At 71.9% G+C, this 16106-nt stretch carries 16 protein-coding genes and 1 pseudogene; 1 reads left to right on the forward strand and 16 read right to left on the reverse strand.

Annotation, left to right across the window (positions count from 1 at the left end):
* Positions 1 to 315: 315 nt before the first annotated feature.
* The 15 genes and pseudogenes from AC0KTA_RS15745 to AC0KTA_RS15815 all read right to left on the reverse strand — a co-directional run.
* Positions 316 to 384, reverse strand: a pseudogene (locus AC0KTA_RS15745) (zinc-ribbon domain-containing protein); the annotation flags it as partial.
* 148 nt (positions 385 to 532) lie between these two features.
* Positions 533 to 1228 carry a demethylmenaquinone methyltransferase gene (locus AC0KTA_RS15750; protein ID WP_481055745.1) on the reverse strand — a complete coding sequence of 232 codons (696 nt, stop codon included), beginning with the start codon at positions 1226 to 1228 and terminating at the stop codon, positions 533 to 535.
* Between the two features lie 146 nt (positions 1229 to 1374).
* Positions 1375 to 1917, reverse strand: a complete 543-nt coding sequence (locus AC0KTA_RS15755; protein WP_481055746.1) for an imidazolonepropionase-like domain-containing protein — start codon at positions 1915 to 1917, stop codon at positions 1375 to 1377.
* A 16-nt stretch (positions 1918 to 1933) separates the two neighbouring features.
* Complete coding sequence (gene mqnC, locus AC0KTA_RS15760) at positions 1934 to 3133, reverse strand: cyclic dehypoxanthinyl futalosine synthase (protein ID WP_481055747.1); 1200 nt, start codon at positions 3131 to 3133, stop codon at positions 1934 to 1936.
* 68 nt (positions 3134 to 3201) lie between these two features.
* The gene (locus AC0KTA_RS15765) at positions 3202 to 3930 is read right to left on the reverse strand and encodes a prepilin peptidase (RefSeq protein ID WP_481055748.1); all 729 of its coding nucleotides are present in this window, start codon (positions 3928 to 3930) and stop codon (positions 3202 to 3204) included.
* A gap of 87 nt (positions 3931 to 4017) precedes the next feature.
* A complete protein-coding gene (locus AC0KTA_RS15770) occupies positions 4018 to 7128 on the reverse strand; it encodes a BTAD domain-containing putative transcriptional regulator (protein ID WP_481055749.1) in 3111 nt (1036 codons plus the stop codon).
* A gap of 164 nt (positions 7129 to 7292) precedes the next feature.
* On the reverse strand, positions 7293 to 7781 hold the full coding sequence (locus AC0KTA_RS15775) for a pilus assembly protein TadG-related protein (protein ID WP_481055750.1): 489 nt from the start codon (positions 7779 to 7781) through the stop codon (positions 7293 to 7295).
* Entirely contained in the window at positions 7778 to 8215 is a 438-nt protein-coding gene (locus tag AC0KTA_RS15780; RefSeq protein ID WP_481056437.1) for a TadE/TadG family type IV pilus assembly protein, read from the reverse strand. The genes AC0KTA_RS15775 and AC0KTA_RS15780 overlap by 4 nt, the downstream gene beginning before the upstream one ends.
* A 59-nt stretch (positions 8216 to 8274) precedes the next feature.
* Positions 8275 to 8709, reverse strand: a complete 435-nt coding sequence (locus tag AC0KTA_RS15785; RefSeq protein ID WP_481055751.1) for a TadE family protein — start codon at positions 8707 to 8709, stop codon at positions 8275 to 8277.
* Between the two features lie 18 nt (positions 8710 to 8727).
* On the reverse strand, positions 8728 to 8979 hold the full coding sequence (locus tag AC0KTA_RS15790; RefSeq protein ID WP_481055752.1) for a hypothetical protein: 252 nt from the start codon (positions 8977 to 8979) through the stop codon (positions 8728 to 8730).
* Between the two features lie 92 nt (positions 8980 to 9071).
* Entirely contained in the window at positions 9072 to 10001 is a 930-nt protein-coding gene (locus tag AC0KTA_RS15795; protein ID WP_481055753.1) for a type II secretion system F family protein, read from the reverse strand.
* Positions 9998 to 11032: a type II secretion system F family protein gene (locus AC0KTA_RS15800; RefSeq protein WP_481055754.1), complete on the reverse strand. Its 1035-nt coding sequence runs from the start codon at positions 11030 to 11032 to the stop codon at positions 9998 to 10000. Before AC0KTA_RS15800 ends, AC0KTA_RS15795 begins: the two co-directional genes overlap by 4 nt.
* Positions 11033 to 11039: 7 nt before the next feature.
* Positions 11040 to 12347 (reverse strand): TadA family conjugal transfer-associated ATPase, encoded by a 1308-nt coding sequence (locus tag AC0KTA_RS15805; protein ID WP_481055755.1) that lies wholly within the window; start codon positions 12345 to 12347, stop codon positions 11040 to 11042.
* Complete coding sequence (locus AC0KTA_RS15810) at positions 12344 to 13183, reverse strand: hypothetical protein (protein ID WP_481055756.1); 840 nt, start codon at positions 13181 to 13183, stop codon at positions 12344 to 12346. The genes AC0KTA_RS15805 and AC0KTA_RS15810 overlap by 4 nt, the downstream gene beginning before the upstream one ends.
* 18 nt (positions 13184 to 13201) lie before the next feature.
* Positions 13202 to 13930: a hypothetical protein gene (locus tag AC0KTA_RS15815; RefSeq protein ID WP_481055757.1), complete on the reverse strand. Its 729-nt coding sequence runs from the start codon at positions 13928 to 13930 to the stop codon at positions 13202 to 13204.
* Between the two features lie 553 nt (positions 13931 to 14483).
* Here AC0KTA_RS15815 and AC0KTA_RS15820 point away from each other — a divergent pair.
* Positions 14484 to 15371, forward strand: a complete 888-nt coding sequence (locus AC0KTA_RS15820) for a S1 family peptidase (protein WP_481055758.1) — start codon at positions 14484 to 14486, stop codon at positions 15369 to 15371.
* Positions 15372 to 15441: 70 nt separating this feature from the next.
* On the opposite strand, the gene AC0KTA_RS15825 is transcribed toward AC0KTA_RS15820, so the two are convergent.
* The gene (locus AC0KTA_RS15825) at positions 15442 to 16074 is read right to left on the reverse strand and encodes an AAA family ATPase (protein WP_481055759.1); all 633 of its coding nucleotides are present in this window, start codon (positions 16072 to 16074) and stop codon (positions 15442 to 15444) included.
* Positions 16075 to 16106 lie beyond the last annotated feature (32 nt).

Here is a 16106-nt window from a genome sequence, read left to right on the forward strand (position 1 = left end):
GGCGGGGGGTGCCGCGGCGGGGGGCGCCGGGGTGGCGGGAGGAGCGGGAGCGGGGGCGGCGGCGGGTGCCGGTGACTCCGGGGCTGGGGGAACCACCAGGGTCGGGGGGTGAGTTGGGGCTTCGGGGGCCTTGTCTTCGGGTCCCGGTCCCTCGGGGTCGGCTTCGCCCGGCTCGGCGCGTTCCGAATCCTTGGGCCCCGGTGGGGACTTGGGCCCCGGTGGGGACTTGGGCCCCGGTGGGGATGTGGGCGCCTCGCCGGGCTCCGGCGGCACCGCGTCCTCCCGTTCGGCCGCCGGCACGGCATCGCGTTCGCGCCCGCATCTCATGCAGAATCGGGCCTCATCGGGAGCTGGAGCCCCGCAGTGCGGGCAGTACGACGCCATCGGAATAGCTCCGTTTTTGGGGAGAAAAATCAGGGGACGTGATCGGCGTGCGCCGACCGTCACGCCCCGGCCACGGCAAGTGGCCGAGACATATCAACTGACACATCTTCTCCAGCAAACGGTTCCCGTCAACTCCCCTGCGGGGAAGCTAGTCCCGCTTGAAACCGCGGTGCAGCGCGACGACCCCTCCGGTCAGGTTCCGGTAGGCCACCTTCGACCAGCCCGCGTCCTGCAGCCGGGCGGCGAGCTGGGGCTGGTTGGGCCACGAACGGATGGACTCGGCGAGATAGACGTACGCGTCCGGGTTGGAGCAGACCGTACGCGCGACGGGCGGCAGCGCACGCATCAAGTACTCGATGTAGACCGTGCGGAACGGCCCCCACGTGGGCTCCGAGAATTCGCAGATGACGACGCGGCCGCCGGGGCGGGTCACCCGGTACATCTCGCGCAGCGCGGCGTCCGTGTCCTGGACGTTGCGCAGGCCGAAGGAGATCGTGACGGCGTCGAACGTGTCGTCCTTGAACGGCAGCCTCATCGCGTCGCCCGCGGTGAACGGCATCCACGGGTGTCGCTGCTTGCCGACGCTCAGCATGCCGAGCGAGAAGTCGCACGGCACTACGTACGCGCCCGCCTGCGCGAAGGGCTGCGAGGACGTGGCCGTGCCCGCCGCCAGGTCCAGGACCTTCTGCGCCGGCCTCGCGTCCACCGCCTGCGCGACCGCCTTGCGCCAGAGGCGGGCCTGGCCGAGCGAGATCACGTCGTTGGTCAGGTCGTACCGTTCCGCCACGTCGTCGAACATCGAGGCGACTTCGTGCGGCTGCTTGTCCAAAGATGCGCGGGTCACGCGGAACAGTCTCTCAGGTGCCCCGCACCGGGGCTGCCCTGACCCGTGCCGGGGCACCGCCGCACGGAACGGCGCCGTCGGACTGGGCTGTGCCCACCCGTTCCGCCCTCTGGGCGGACCAGCTGCCCACAGCAGGAAACGGCAGCTCAACGGCGGCGGAACAGCAAGCGGCCCTTGATCGCCGTTGCCATGCAGGTGCCGTCGGGGGTCAGTACCGCGAAGTCGGCGTCGCCGCCTGCTTCGGGTGGGGGGACCGGGCGGTCGCGCAGGCCGGAGCGGGCCACGGCGATGCGGACCGAGGGGTGGGTGAACGGGCCCCTCAGGGCGGTCGTGCCCGTTGCGAGCAGGCGCTGGATGCCCCGGCGGGCGCTCGCGCCCCAGCGGGTGTCCGTCATGTCCAGGGCGGCGAGGGCCGTGCCGGTCAGTGGATCCGTGCCCAGCTCGGTGGCCTCGCGGGGGTCGGGCCAGTAGGCGGACTCCAGCAGGGCCACGGCGTCGGACTCGTAGCGGCCCGGGGTCAGGATTCCGTCGTCCCACTCGCGGACGCGGGCCCGCTCTCCGTACGCCGCCAGCAGCTCCTCGTACGGACCGACCGCCGCGAACCGGGCGCCGTCGACGACGACGGCGTGCCCCAGGGCGATCGCGCCCTCGTCGGGTCCGACCCCGCGCACGCGGTGGATGGTGAGCAAGGCGGCGCCCGCCGGGCTAGTTCGCGGAGAGGAGCTTGAGCTCCGGGTGCGCCGTGCCGCCCTCGATCGCCGTGGAGGAGATGTGCGAGGCGACGCGCTCGTCGACCGGGTCGTTCGCCGGGTCGTCGTGCACGACGAGGTGCTCGTACGTCGTGGCGCGCTGGGCCGGGACCCGGTCCGCCGTGCGGATCATGTCGATCATCTCGGCCAGGTTCGAGCGGTGCTTGGCGCCGGCCGAGGAGACCACGTTCTCCTCCAGCATCACCGAGCCCAGGTCGTCCGCGCCGTAGTGCAGGGTGAGCTGGCCGGCCTCCTTGCCGGTGGTCAGCCAGGAGCCCTGGATGTGGGCGACGTTGTCAAGGAAGACGCGGGCGATCGCGATCATGCGTACGTACTCGAAGATCGACGCCTGCGTGCGGCCCTTGAGGTGGTTGTTCTCGGGCTGGTACGTGTACGGGATGAAGGCCCGGAAGCCACCGGTCCGGTCCTGTACGTCACGGATCATGCGCAGGTGCTCGATGCGCTCGGCGTTCGTCTCGCCGGTGCCCATGAGCATCGTGGACGTGGATTCCACGCCCAGGTTGTGCGCCGTCTCCATGATCTCCAGCCAGCGCTCGCCGGACTCCTTGAGCGGGGCGATCGCCTTGCGCGGCCGCTCGGGCAGCAGCTCCGCGCCCGCGCCCGCGAAGGAGTCGAGCCCGGCGGCGTTGATCCGCTGGATGGCCTCCTCGACGGAGACCTTGGAGATGCGGGCCATGTGCTCGACCTCGGACGCGCCGAGGGAGTGGATGACCAGCTGCGGGAACTCCTTCTTGATGGCCGCGAAGTGCTTCTCGTAGTACTCCACGCCGAAGTCCGGGTGGTGGCCGCCCTGGAACATGATCTGCGTGCCGCCGAGCTCGACCGTCTCCGCGCAGCGGCGCAGGATGTCGTCGAGGTCGCGCGTCCAGCCCTTCTTGGTGTCCTTCGGTGCGGCATAGAAGGCACAGAACTTGCAGGCCGTCACGCAGACGTTCGTGTAGTTGATGTTCCGCTCGATGATGTACGTCGCGATGTGCTCGGTGCCCGCGTAGCGCCGGCGGCGTACAGCGTCGGCGGCGGCGCCCAGCGCGTGCAGCGGGGCGTCCCGGTACAGGTCGAGCGCCTCTTCGGCGCTGATCCGCCCGCCGGCGGCGGCACGGTCGAGGACGGACTGAAGGTCGGCCTTCTCGGTCACCGGGGCGCCTTTCGTAAAGGTCCATACAGCGGAGCGCGGAACTTCTTCAGCCTACGCCAGGCCCCCGCTCACGCCGCGTACGCCCCCAGCAGGACCCCGGCGAACGCGCCGCCCAGCAGGAACGGGCCGAACGCGATCGCCGTCCTGCGGCCCGCCTTGTGCACGACGACGAGCCAGCCCCCGTAGACCGCCGCGAACACGAAGCCCGCGAACGTGCCGAGCAGCAGGGCGCCCCAGCCGTACCAGCCGAGTGCGGCGCCGAGCGCCAGCGCGAGCTTCACGTCGCCGAACGCCATGCCGTTCGGGTTGATCAGGAACAGCACGAAATACCCGCCGCTCAGGATGAGCGCGCCGAGCAGCGCCGTCGTCCAGGAGCCGCCCTGCTCCGGCAGGACCGCGGCCACGCCGAGCAGCACGAGCGCCGTGGCCGCCATCGGCAGGGTCAGCACGTCCGGCAGCCGCATCACGGCGAAGTCGACGACCGCGAGGACGACTGCGGGCGGGGTCAGGAGCAGCCACACTGCCAGTTCCGGCCGGGGGCCGGTGGCGGCCGCCAGTGCCGCGCAGGCCGCTGCCGTGACCAGGGCGAGGGTCACGGGCCGGGGGCCGTACCGGCCGCCGTCCGGGCATTCGTTGCGACCGCCGAGCCAGCCCCTGACCTCGTGCTCGCCGTCCGGGCAGTGGGTGTGCCAGGGCTCCCCCGCCGGGGTGGAGAAGCGATACGCGGCGCGGGGCAGCAGCAGGCCCGCGACGGCGCCCCAGAGGGCGGCCCCGACGACGATCAGGGTCTGCTGCACGGTGCGCTCCGGTTCGGGTTCGTTCGTTCAGGGGCGAGCGGGAAGGCCGAGGCAAGGGTGAGGCAAGGGCGATCGGGAAAGCCGGGGTCAACCGGCCGACGCGGCCCCCGTCCGCCACGCGGGCAGCAGCTCGTCGAGCAGTGCCTCCGTCCGCGGCGGCAGCCCCCGCGCGCCGCTCCGGGCGACCAGGTCCGCGGCGAGCGCCCGCAGCCGCGCGGGATTCCCCGCCGCGTGCGTCGCCCGCAGCAGCTCGTTCCAGAGCCGCTCGTCGCCCGGCGCGGAGCCGAGCGCCGCGTTCAGCGCCTCGATCGCCTTCTCGGCCCGGTCCTTCTCCAGGTGGAACTCGGACAGCGCGAGCCCGATGTCCGCGACGAGCAGCGGCAGTTGAGCGTCGATGATCTCGTGCGTGAGCCAGCCGTACCGCCCCTGCGGCCGGTCCGCGAGCAGCGGTCCCCGCACAAGCACCAGCGCGTCCGTGAGCATCCGCCCGCGCACGGCGCGGTTGCCCGCCCCGCGCCCCTGCGTCGCCTCGTGGTACAGCGACCGCAGCACGTCCAGGTCGGACACGACGGACTTGGCGAGCGTGAGCCGGCCGGTCTCGTCGGCCCGCAGCCGGGGCGCGCCGTCGGGCTCGCTGCCGAGCCAGTCCCGCAGCCGGTCCACGAGGGCGTCGCGCACGTCGTCGGTGACCCCGCGCGGCCACAGCGCGGAGGCAAGCACCCGCGGGTGCACCCCTTCGCGGTGGAGCAGCAGCAGCGCGAGCGCCTCGTGCAGCAGCGCGCTGCGCTCGCCGTCCGGCGTCTCCAAGCCGATGATCTCGTACGAGCCGACAAGGCGTGCGTACACCGCGGGCCGCCCCTGCTCGCTGACGTCCACGAGGAACGGCGGGGCCGCCGCCGCGCCGCCGTCCGAACCGTCGCCGCCTCCCCCGGGCCTGGGGTCGGCGTCGACGAACAGCTCGACCACCGCGCGCCGCAGCGCGTCCGGCAGCTGCTGCGCCTGAAGTTCGAGGCCGAGCAGCGGGGCGAGCAGCTTGCCCTCGCCGGTGATCCGCATCTCCCAGGCGGCGCCGGGGAGGTCGCCGGACTCGGAACCGACCACGTAGCCGATGCCCAGGCGGCTTGCGTCCGCGGCCAGTTCGGCGAGCTTGACGGCGTCCTCGGGGCTCGGCTCGGCCGCGAGCAGCACCAGGTGCGGGGCCCAGCGGGTGTGCTGGGCCGGTCCTGTGCGGCCGGTGAGCACCGAGTCGTGGCCGGCGGCGCCGAGCGCTCCGCGCCGCTGCCGGGTCTCGGCCTCCATCGTCTCGATGAGCGCCTCGACGTCTTCGAGGTGCCGCAGCCGGTTCGGCGCGAGCGGTGTCAGGTCGTCGCCGAAGCCGACGAGCGTGATCGTCATGCGGTCCGACCAGCCGTTGGTGGCGAGTTCGGCGGCGACCGACGCGAACACGGCCGCCCGGTCGGCCTCCGTGCCCGCGAGCGACACGATGCCGGGCACGGCCTCCAGGTTGAGCAGCAGCCGCGAGTCGTCCATGGTGCCGAGGCAGACCAGACCGGGGTAGGGCGCGGCGGTGTCCACGTCCCCGAACCGCACGGCGTCCGTGCGGGCGAGCATCCAGAACGTCTCGTCCTGCCCCAACTGCCAGGGCGCGGGCGGCCGTCCGGACGGCTGGGCGAGCTGGAGGTGCAGGTCGCCGTTGCTGAGCCAGGCCGCGTACACCGTCGGCAGCGGGCGGGACTCCGCCGCGAGCGCGGCGGCGAGGCCGCGCAGGGAGCGGTCCAGGAGGCGTACGCCCTCGGGGTCGGCGCCCACGAGCAGCGCATCCTGGGCGTCGGCCGCGGAGCCGGTCGGCGTCGGCGGCTCCATGCCGCGGCGCAGGCCGACGGCGCCCATCGCCGACTGCCACAGGGCCTGCCGACGGCGCCGGCCGAGGGCGCCGAGCAGTCCGGCGGCGAGCAGCGGCGCCCCGATGAGCGCCTCGGGCAGCCCGAAGGACGAGTCCGAGGAAGAGGAAGACGAGTCCGAGGAATCCGACGACTCCTCGGCTCCGGTGCCGGGCATCTCTCGGCCCGTCTCCTTGCCGCCGCCCTGGCCACTGTCCTGGCCGCCGTCTTGGCCCCTGTCCTTGCCGCTGTCCTTGCCGCTGTCCTTGCCGTCTCCGCGCTCGCCGCCCTCGGGGCGCTGCTCGGGGATGGTGATGTGCGTCGTGTCCCGGTCGACGGAACCGCCGCCGCCCTGCCGGTCGCCGCCGCCCTGCCGGTCGCCTCCGCTCTCCTGGGCGCCGCCGCCCTGGCGCTGGTCCCCGGTCCTGGCGTAGTCGGAGATCTGCTCGCGGACTTCCTCGGACACCTTGGGGGCCTCGTCGGGCATCTCCACCAGCTCGCCGCCGTGCGCGTCGGCGGGCATCTCCATGATCCAGCCGGGCCGGATCAGGCTGGCCTCGGAGAGCCGCGAACCGTCGGGCTGCTCGCGGTCCTTGTTGAGCTGGTAGATCTCCTTGTACCGCCGCCCGTCCCCGAGGTGGCGCTCCGCTATCTCCCAGAGCGAGTCGTGGTGGCGTCCCTCTGGGGGCTGGATGCGGTAGAACTTCGTGTCCCCGTCCTGCCCCGTGCCCGCCTTCGCGGCGGCGTGCCCCGCCTGCTCCGCCAGCGCGCCCGCGGCACTCGCCGCCGCGGACTGCTGGTCCTGGCCGAACACACCCGGCGTCTGCTGCGCGGCGGCCGCGGTCGGCTTCTGGTTGCCCTCCAGGGACTGCCCGAACTGCGAGAGCCCCGGCGCGAAGCTGGCCGCCGTGGCGCCGACGAGCAGCAGCGCCGCGACGAGTTGGCGCGCGAGCACCTGGCTCGGCCCGGCCCCCGGCACCCGCCCCGGCATGCCGACGCCGGACAGCGCCGCCTTCACCTCCACGAGCACGCACGCGGTGAACTGCGCCCAGGCCAGCCAGACCACGACGGTCAGCACGTTGATGAACGTGCCGACGGTGATCTCCTGCTGCAGCCAGTCCAACGACGGCGCCCCGCCGGGCAGCGGCCACCCCACGAAATACGCCAGTGCACCGGGCACGCCGACGACCAGCGCGGCGAGCGCCACGAAGGCGAAGAACGCCTTGACGAAATCGCCTGCCGAGCGCCGACGCCCCGGCAGGGGCTGAGGCGTCCGGTTCCGCGGACCCGTCGAGCTTGGGGTGGTACGTCGCGCCATGGCGGGTGTCCTGGTCCTGATCCTTGTGTGGGATGCGTATGTGCGTACTCGGGTATGCGTACTCGGGCGATGTTACGGAAGGTGCCGATGCCCTGGCAGGGGCTGTGGATAACTCCCTGTGGACAACTCCGGGGCCGGCCAACCGGCCTGCCTCGGTCCGGCGCCTACCCGACCTCGTTCTCCGCCGCCGCCCGCCCGTGCACCGTCACGTCGCCGCCGAAGAACATCCCGGTGAACACCGGGCTGTACGTCATCTGGACCTCGACCTCGACCTGTTCGGCGGTGGCGGTGACGCAGTGGGTGGCCGCCACGTCCGGGCCGTTCAGGCCCATTTCGCGGGCGAACTTCTTGACCCGGGCGCCGCAGTTCTCGTAGTTGATGGGGGCGCCCTTCGCGCCTTCGTACAGGCCCTCCGTGTCGAGGTCCTGCGCGGCGTAGCGGGCGGCCTGTTCGGCGATGTCGGCGGCGCGTTCGCGCTTGGAGATGGACAGGCCGCCGTCGATGACGAACGCGGTCAGGGTGAGGAAGACGAGCGCGAAGACGATGACGGCGCCCGCGCCCGAGCCCCGGTCGTCCAGCCGGGCCCGCCGGGCGCCGGCCCACGCGCGTACGGCGCCGCAACCCCGTACGACCCGAGAAACTGCCCTGCTCACGCCGACCTCCGGTACGGATCCAGCGGGGAGCTGAAGCTCGCCTCCAGCGTCGTCGGGATGTCCAGGCCGAGCATCGCGAGGCCCCGCACCTCGCAGCTCACCTCGACCGTGAAGAGCGTGTCGGGTTCGAAGCCCGCGCTCTTCTGGACGACATGGACCGGGCCCGAGCAGACGTCCTCCAGGTCGGCCTTCGCGGCCTTGCGCGCCTCGGCCATCGCCGTGCCCTGGTCCTTCTGGATCGAGCCCGCGCGGGCGGCGTCGCGGGCCGCGCCGTCGATGGCCCCCCGGCCGTCGACGAGCTGCCCGAAGGCCACCAGGACCAGGATGAAGAGGATCATCACCGGTGCCAGGATGACGACTTCGACGGTCGAGAGCCCCCGGTCGTCGACGGTCGAAAGCCCCCGGTCGACGGCGCCCGCGCGGCGCTCCCGCACCCACGCCCGTACGCGTCGCACGCGTCCCCGAAGCCCGGCCCCCGCCGGTACCCCCCGCATCAGCCGCCCTCCTCGACGAACCGTTCCACCGGCCCCGACGACTGCGCGTGCACCGTCAGGTCGAGCCCCGGGAAGACCGAGGGCACGTCGGCCGTGATCTCCACGCCGACCGTGTTCTGCTCCGGCTGGACCGTCTTGACGTCGGGACCGAGCACCAGCTTCGGGCCGAGCTGGCGGATGTAGGCGTCGACGACGTCGGTCGCCTCGCCGCGCCAGCCGCCCGGGTTCTCGTCGGCCGTGGCGCGGGCCTTGCGCGCCCCCGCCTGGGCCGCCGCCTGCGCGACGTGGTCCGCGAAGAAGTACAGCGCGAACTGCACCGTCGCGAAGATCAGGAAGAAGAGCACCGGGGTGAGCAGCACGAACTCGATCGCGGTCATGCCGGATTCGCCGCGGGCGGAGACGGCCTCCACCCTTCGGCGTACGAAACCCGGCATCCGGTCACGATTCACGGTTCAGCAGGTCTTGCTGGCGTCGGCGCCCTCGATGCAGTCGCTGACCTTGTCGGCGCCGCCCTTGAGCGCGTTGTTGATGATCGCGGCGACCACGCCGACGATCGCCACGACGACCGCCGAGATGATCACCCACTCGACCGCGGACGCGCCGCGGTCGAGCTCGCCGGAGCGGGCGCGCTGCACGCGGCCCCGCAGGAAGGTCACGAGGAAGTCGACCGCCGGGATGCCGGTGTTGAAGTTCCGTCCGTTCATGGTGAGTTGTCCTCTCGAAAACAGAGTGTGTGGGGGGATGTACGGGTCTGTGGAGCTGCGTTCGACGTGTCCCCGTCAGAGGGTTCAGGGGTTCAGGCCTGGAACACGCGCATCGCCGCCGGAAAGATGAGGAACACCAGGAATCCCGCACACAGCAACAGCTGTGCCACCAGCATCGACTGTGACTTCTCGCCCGCGCTGCCCTCGATCTCGGCGAGCTCGCGGTGCCGCATGGTCTCCGCGCGGGAGGCGAGCGACTCGCGCACCTTCGCGCCGTCGTCCGCGACCAGGGCCAGGGACGCGGAGAGGTCCTTGAGCTCTTCGACGCCCAGGTCCTCGCCGAGCGCGCCGAGCGCCTGCCACTGGCTGATGCCGGTGATCCGGGCGTCGGCCAGGGCGTTGCGGATACGCTGCGCCGCCCAGCCGTCGGACACCTCCGCCGCCGACATCAGCGCCTCGGGCAGGCCGCGGCCGCCCGCGAGGCTCATGGAGACCAGGTCCAGATAGGCGCCGATGACGCGCCGCAGGTCGCGCCGCTTGTCCTGCGCGTCCCGCCGCACTTCGAGGTCCGGCAGGAAGAAGAAGAGCACCCCGAACATCAGGGCCAGCCACACCGGGATGATGGGGCTGCGGCCGAAGCCGAGGGTGAAGATGATCACGAAGAGGAACGGCCCGAAGAAGATGCCGGTGGCCGCGAGCAGCACCTTCGTCGCCAGGAACTTCTCCCAGCTCCGGTCGAGCACGGCCAGGTCGGCCCGCAGCGACCGCATCTCCCAGCCCTGCTGGACGTAGAACTCGGCGACGCGCAGGCCCACTCGGGTGCGCAGGCTGCCGAGCCGCCCCGTGTCCGCGGCGTCCGGCGCGCGGTGCGCGGACTCGTACGCGGCGCCGCGCGCCCGCATCGCGTCGATGCGCGCGACCGTGGCGACCGCGCTGCGCCTGGACGGCATCAGCGCCCGGACGAGGGCGAAAACGCCGAGGCCCAGGGTGGCGCCGATGACGATCGGCATGGTCAGGTTCATCGACGTACCCCCTCAGTGGTGCCCGGGTGGGGCGGGTGCGGGGTGTTCGCGTGCGGCGGCAGCGTCTGCGGCCCCGCCGCGCCGGCTTCGGCGCCGGGCACCGGTGTCCCGCCCGGCCCCCGGGGGCGTACGAACTGGACACCCGGCTCGTCCCGGACGAGGAAGCGGTCCGGCGTCTCGACCGTCGACAGCTTGCGCAGCCACCAGAAGCCCAGCGCGAACAGGCCGCACACGCAGGCGAGCACGAGCTGACCGACGGGCGTGCCGTACGGCGACACGAACTCGCGGTTGAAGATCGAGAGTCCGAGTACGAAGGCGATGGAGACCGCGACCACGATCTGCACCGAGCGCCGGGTCGAGGCGCGCTGCGCCATCACGCGCTGGCGCATGTCGACCTCCTCGCGCGCCGACTTGGCGAGCGCGCCGAGGACCTGGCGCAGGCCGGGCCCGCGCAGCTTGGAGTTGAGGATCAGCGCCGCGACGATGATGTCGGCCGAGGCGTCGTCGATCTCGTCGGCGAGGATCTGGAGGGCCTCGGGCAGCGGCGTACGCGCCCTCAACCGGTCGACGAGGGCGTCGAGATGGGGCCGAAGCACCGGCGCGGCGGCCCGCGCGGACGCCGGAATGGCCTGTTCCAGGCCGACCGCGCCCGCGATGGTGTCGCGCAGTGACTCGGTCCAGGCCGCGAGGGCCTCGACGCGCTTCATCTGCTGGCGCTCCTCGGCGGCACCGCCGAACAGCTTGTCCCAGAAGAAGACGAGGATGCCGGCCGCGATGCCGGCCACCGCCCACCGCGAGAGCAGCAGGACGACCAGGCCGACGCCAGCGGCGAGCGAGCCGCGCTGCCCGGCGAACCGGACGAGTTCGCTCATCCGCTCGCTGGCGCGCTGCTTCTCGTGGGCGGGCTTGGCGGGCAGCCCGCGGATCGCGACCGCGAGCAGCGCGAGGCCGCCGCCGACGGCGACGCCGCAGGCAAGCCCGTACAGCACGGGCAGCGAGAACAGACCCCCCATGGAGCCGAGTGAGTTCATGTCGTGCTCACCCCCATTGCCCGGCGGGCCGGTAGCCGAATGCGGCGAGGTCGTCCATGCAGGCGATCGGCGCGTGCGGCACGACGCGGCCGTCCGGCGCCTCCGCGAACACCTCGCTGGACAGCACGCGCCCGTCGACGCCGTTGACCTCGCGGACGGAGGTCACCATGCGCTGGAGCTTGCCGCCGGTCTGGTAGTTGTTGCGCCGCTGGATGAAGACGACGAAGTTCACGGCGCCGGCCACGAGCATCTGGCTGGCCTCGATGGGCAGCCGCTCGGAGGCCTGGAGCGCGTACGTCGAGATCCTGTTGAAGACCTCGCTGGAGCTGTTGGCGTGGATCGTGGACAGCGAGCCGTCGTTGCCCTGCGACATGGCGTTGAGCATGGTCACGATCTCGTCGCCGAGGACCTCGCCGACGATGACGCGGGAGGGGTTCATGCGCAGCGACCGCCGCACCAGCTCGGCCATCGAAATGGCGCCCTGTCCCTCGGAGTTGGGCAGCCGCTCCTCGAACGCGACGACGTTGGGGTGCAGGTCGGCGAAGGTGTCGAGGCCGAGCTCCAGGGCGCGTTCGACGGTGATGAGGCGCTCGTGCGGCGGGATCTCGTTGGCGAGAGCCCGCAGCAGCGTGGTCTTTCCGGCGTTGGTGGCGCCCGCGATCATGATGTTCTTGCGGGCGCGCACGGCACAGGCGAGGAAGTGCGCCACATCGGGCGTGAGCGTCCCGTTCCCCACCAGATCGGACATGAACACCTTGCCCATGCGCGCGCGGCGGATGGACAGGGCGGGCCGCCGGGCCACGTCCATCACGGCGGAGAGCCGGGACCCGTCCGGAAGCCGCAGGTCGAGCTGCGGGTTGGCGGTGTCGAAGGGCCTGGACGACAGACCCGAGTAGGCGCCGAGCACCTGGATGAGCTCGATCAGCTCCTCGTCGGTCTCGGCGACGGGCTCGCCCGTGACCTCGCGTCCGTCGGCGTACCCGACGAAGACCTGGTCGCACCCGTTGATGTCGATGTTCTCGACCTCGGGGTCGTCCAGGAGGGGCTGGAGGCGGCCGACGCCGAAGAGCGCGGCGTGCACGGCGGCCGCGTACTGCTCCTCGGTCTCGGCGTCCAGCGGGGTGCGCCCGGCGTTGATCTCGCCGCGGGCGTACTCCTCCAGGATCTGCGCGATGACGGCGCGGGCGTACTGCCGCTCGTCCTCGGGGGACATCGGCGTGACGCCGGAGACCTGGTCGAGGCGGCGCTGCTCGGCGATGCGGTCACCGGCGTCCTGCCGGAACCGCTTCACCAGCTGGTGGTCGACGGCACTCATCGCGCGGCACCCGCCGTCGGTCCCGCGGCCGGATTCGCCCAGGCGGCGCCGTACTGCTGATACAGATCGACGGTGACTTTCCGCGCGGACCGGATGAGCATCGACTTGTCGAGCCGCCCGCGCTTGCGTCCGGCCAACTGGTCGGCGCCGGCCGGGTCGTCGGCGAGGGTGCCGACGACGCGGGCGCCGGTCTGCGCGGCCACGAGCATGTCGTTGACCTGGTGTATCAGCTTGCCGGAGGTGGCGGGGTCGGCGATGAGGACGACCCCGATGAGGGGCGTCGCGAGGGAGGCGGCGCCGCGGGTGCCGCCGTGCAGCTTGGCGGCGAGGGCGGCGGCGCGGTCGCGTACGCGGGCGATGGCCTCCGGCTCCGTACGCGAGATGAGCAGGACGAGGGCGGCGTGCGGGAACAGCTCGACGGCCGGGCTGTCGCCCGCGATCCGCCCGCAGTCGGCTATGACGTCGGCGGGCGCGTGCGGGGAGTCGGCGAGCTGGGCGAAGGCGCGCCCGAGCGTCGGCCAGATCCCGGCGAGCCCGGCGGCCTGCTCGGAGCTGCCGAGGCCGACGAGCACTTCGAGTCCGCCGGACAACGGCTGGGTGTGGTCCCAGAGTTGGTCGGGGACGAGCCCGCGGCGCGCGGCCGCGGCGATGGACAGCATGCCGGTGTTCGGGTTGAGCGGGCCGCCGTGCGCGGCCGCGCTGCGGTAGACGAGGTCGCCGCCAGCGGGATCGGTCTCCGCGACGAGCACGCGCCGCGGCCACACCGCCGCGAGCGCGACGGCCGCGGTGGTGACGCCGGGGGAGCCTTTGTCGGCGGCGAGAGCGATGAGGGCCATGTGTCTGGTGTCCGCCCTCTAGTCGGCGGACGTGGGGACGATCGCCACGGCGACTTCACCGAGCGACGCGGCGCTGGTGACCGCGGCGACGTCGTCGTTGTCGACGAGCACCGTGATGCTCAGGTTGCCGGTGCTGATCGTCGAGTCTTCCTTGCTGTTGACGAGGCCGACGCGGGCGTCAGCGACGAGGGGTGTACGGGCGGACGAGCTGCCTCCCGTCCCCTTGTCGTTGTCACTGGAGCTGGAGGAACCGTTGGCGGCGACGCGATAGAGGGCGACGGTGTCGCCCTGCTTCAGGGTGGAGGGGTACTGCCCCTCCTTCAGGGCGAGGCCCACGGAGGCCTTGCCGGTGGGCAGTCCGCCCTTGTCGTCGAACATCTCGCCGACGACGACGGTGCCGGGGTAGATGGTGGTCTTGGCCTTGAGCTTCTGCAGCGCGCCGAGCTGTGACTTCTTGATGTAGTGGATGCCGGTGTCCTCGGCGACCATCACGGTGGTGCTGTTGCCCGAGTTGACTGATTCGCCCGGTGCGACCTTCTCCGTCACCTTGACGACCTCGATACGATCCCCCGCGCGCAGCACCAGCACCGTGGCGCCGAGCGCGCCGACCAGGATGAGCAGAACGGCCAGCGCGGCGAGTGCGGGTTTGCGCTCGCGAGGCGCTGTGGGAAGACGCTCACCGACCCCGGCCGGAGCCGGTACGCCGGAACGGTTGTGGCCCGCCCCCGTACGCTCTTGGATCTTCACGCAACCGCTCCCCGTACGACCAAGAAAAAACCGTCATTTGAGACACTTACCTCCGCCTCGGCCGGGGTTCCGTTGGCCCGTCAGCCCCAGGCGCAGTGTCAAGCCATCGCACCGTATCAGCAGCACATAAGGCCCTCAAGGCGCGTTATGGATCGCGAAGCTCAGGCGCTTCATCGTTATTCACGCGCAACGCGAGGCGGCCGGTTCCAGCATTGCCGGAGCCCTTTCCCCGCACGTCGCTATGTGCATACGCGAACCAACTGGCTTTGCAGACGCGGTGGCGTACGGCGACTTTCCGCCACACGGACCCGCACCCCCTTCGACCACAAGGACGACGCCGGGTGGGGCGGGAGCGGTTCCCGTGACGGCGGAACCCGTCCCCGCCGCGCGTCATCTCACCATCCGGCACACGCCGTTTCGGGTACCGGTCCGTACCAAGTCCCGTACCTGCAAAGCTTCTTACCGAAAGAGAAATTCAACCCCCATGAGACTTTCCTTTCCTTCCCGCGCATCCCGGACATCTCGCGCATCCGGCGCGACCCGCGTGACCCGCGTGACCCGCGTGACCCGCGTGACCCGCGCCACCCTCGCCTCCGCGACGGCCGCGACCGCCCTCGCGCTGGTGGCCACGAGCGCACCGTCCGCCAACGCGATCATCGGCGGCACCGAAGTCTCCAACGACGCCTACCCGTTCATGGTGGCCGTCCTGGAGAAGGGCTCGGGCAGCGCCTTCGACCGCCAGTTCTGCGGCGGCAGCCTCATCGCGCCGGACGTCGTCATGACGGCCGCGCACTGCCTCGTCGACGACGCGGGCAAGCCGGTCAAGGCGAAGACGGTGCAGGTCGCCGTAGGCCGCACAGTCCTGTCGAACACCAACCAGGGCCAGATACGCAACGCCAAGACGACCGGCACCGGCAGCCGCGGCAGCATCGTCGTCCACCCCCGCTACCTGAAGGGCAAGGACGCGTACGACATCGGCTTCATCCAGCTGAACAAGCCCGTGCGGGGCATCAGCCCGGTCAAGCTCCCCACGCAGGGCACCGACTCCCTGCTGCGCCCCGGCCAGAAGGCCACCGTCACCGGCTGGGGCAACACGGACACGGCCCTGACCCACACCCCCGACCGCCTCCGCCAGGTGAGGGTCCCGATCCTCTCCCACAACGAGTGCAAGGTCAGCTACGACGGCTACAGCTCCAAGGTCAACTTCTGCGCCGGGGTCGAGGGCAAGGACTCCTGCCAGGGCGACAGCGGCGGCCCCATCTTCCGCACCGTGCCCGGCCGCCAGGACCCGATCCAGATCGGCGTGGTCAGCTACGGCGACGGCTGCGGCGACCAGGGCGCACCCGGCGTCTATACGTCCACGAGCTCGGCGAAGCTGTGGAAGACGCTGGACGAGTCACCGGAGGGCAAGCGGCTGAAGCGGACGCTGGGCCGCCGGTAGGCACGGGCCGCCGTCGCCTCCGCCTCCGGCGAGGCGACGGCGGCTCCCCCGACTCCCCCTGCTCCCCCCCTCAGTCGAACCGCATGTGCTTGACGCTGGTCCACGCCCGCCGCAGCCGGCCGCGCGCCGCGCTGTCCGTGTTCGGTACGAGGGTGAGTCCCGTGGACCGGGCGATGTGGTCGGCGGCCTGGGGGACCGTGATGCGGTCGGTCCACAGTTGCTCCGCGAACTCCGGCCGGCGCAACCGCTCCAGGCACAGGTCGAGCTTCGACACGGCGAAGCTCTCGCGCCGGAGCGGGGCGTCCCGGCCGCCGACGACCCGCACGACGTGCCCGAGGCCGCGCTCGCTCAGGCGCTTGAGGACGGTGCGCCGGTCGGCGAGGAGCGCGAAGTGCCGTACGTCGTGACCGCGTTCGCGCAGCCGCCCGACGGTCTCCTGGAAGTACGCGGGCTCGACGACCGTCATCGGCACGATCACCGTTCCCTCGTGCTTGGCCAGGGCCAGGTCGAGCACGTCGTACACCGCTTGCCGCCACACGGGCAGATCCTGGAAGTCGCCGCGCAGCGCGGGCGGCATCATGCGATGCAACCCGAACCCGACGTACTCCGGATCACAGACGACGCTGCCGGGCAGCCGCCGCTGAATCTCGAACGCCGTCTGCGTCTTGCCGCCGCCGAAGGGGCCGTTGAGCCAGAGGAGCATGGGGAGAACGGTACGCCGGGGCAGGTAAAGGA

The organism is Streptomyces sp. Y309, from assembly GCF_056712025.1.

Coding starts and splice junctions, on each gene's coding strand:
- AC0KTA_RS15810 (WP_481055756.1), bottom strand. CDS start 13,183: ATGGCCCTCATCGCTCTCGCCGCCGACAAAGGCTCCCCCGGCGTCACC.
- AC0KTA_RS15800 (WP_481055754.1), bottom strand. CDS start 11,032: ATGAACTCACTCGGCTCCATGGGGGGTCTGTTCTCGCTGCCCGTGCTG.
- AC0KTA_RS15795 (WP_481055753.1), bottom strand. CDS start 10,001: ATGAACCTGACCATGCCGATCGTCATCGGCGCCACCCTGGGCCTCGGC.
- AC0KTA_RS15825 (WP_481055759.1), bottom strand. CDS start 16,074: ATGCTCCTCTGGCTCAACGGCCCCTTCGGCGGCGGCAAGACGCAGACG.
- AC0KTA_RS15770 (WP_481055749.1), bottom strand. CDS start 7,128: ATGGCGCGACGTACCACCCCAAGCTCGACGGGTCCGCGGAACCGGACG.
- AC0KTA_RS15790 (WP_481055752.1), bottom strand. CDS start 8,979: ATGAACGGACGGAACTTCAACACCGGCATCCCGGCGGTCGACTTCCTC.
- AC0KTA_RS15785 (WP_481055751.1), bottom strand. CDS start 8,709: ATGCCGGGTTTCGTACGCCGAAGGGTGGAGGCCGTCTCCGCCCGCGGC.
- AC0KTA_RS15805 (WP_481055755.1), bottom strand. CDS start 12,347: ATGAGTGCCGTCGACCACCAGCTGGTGAAGCGGTTCCGGCAGGACGCC.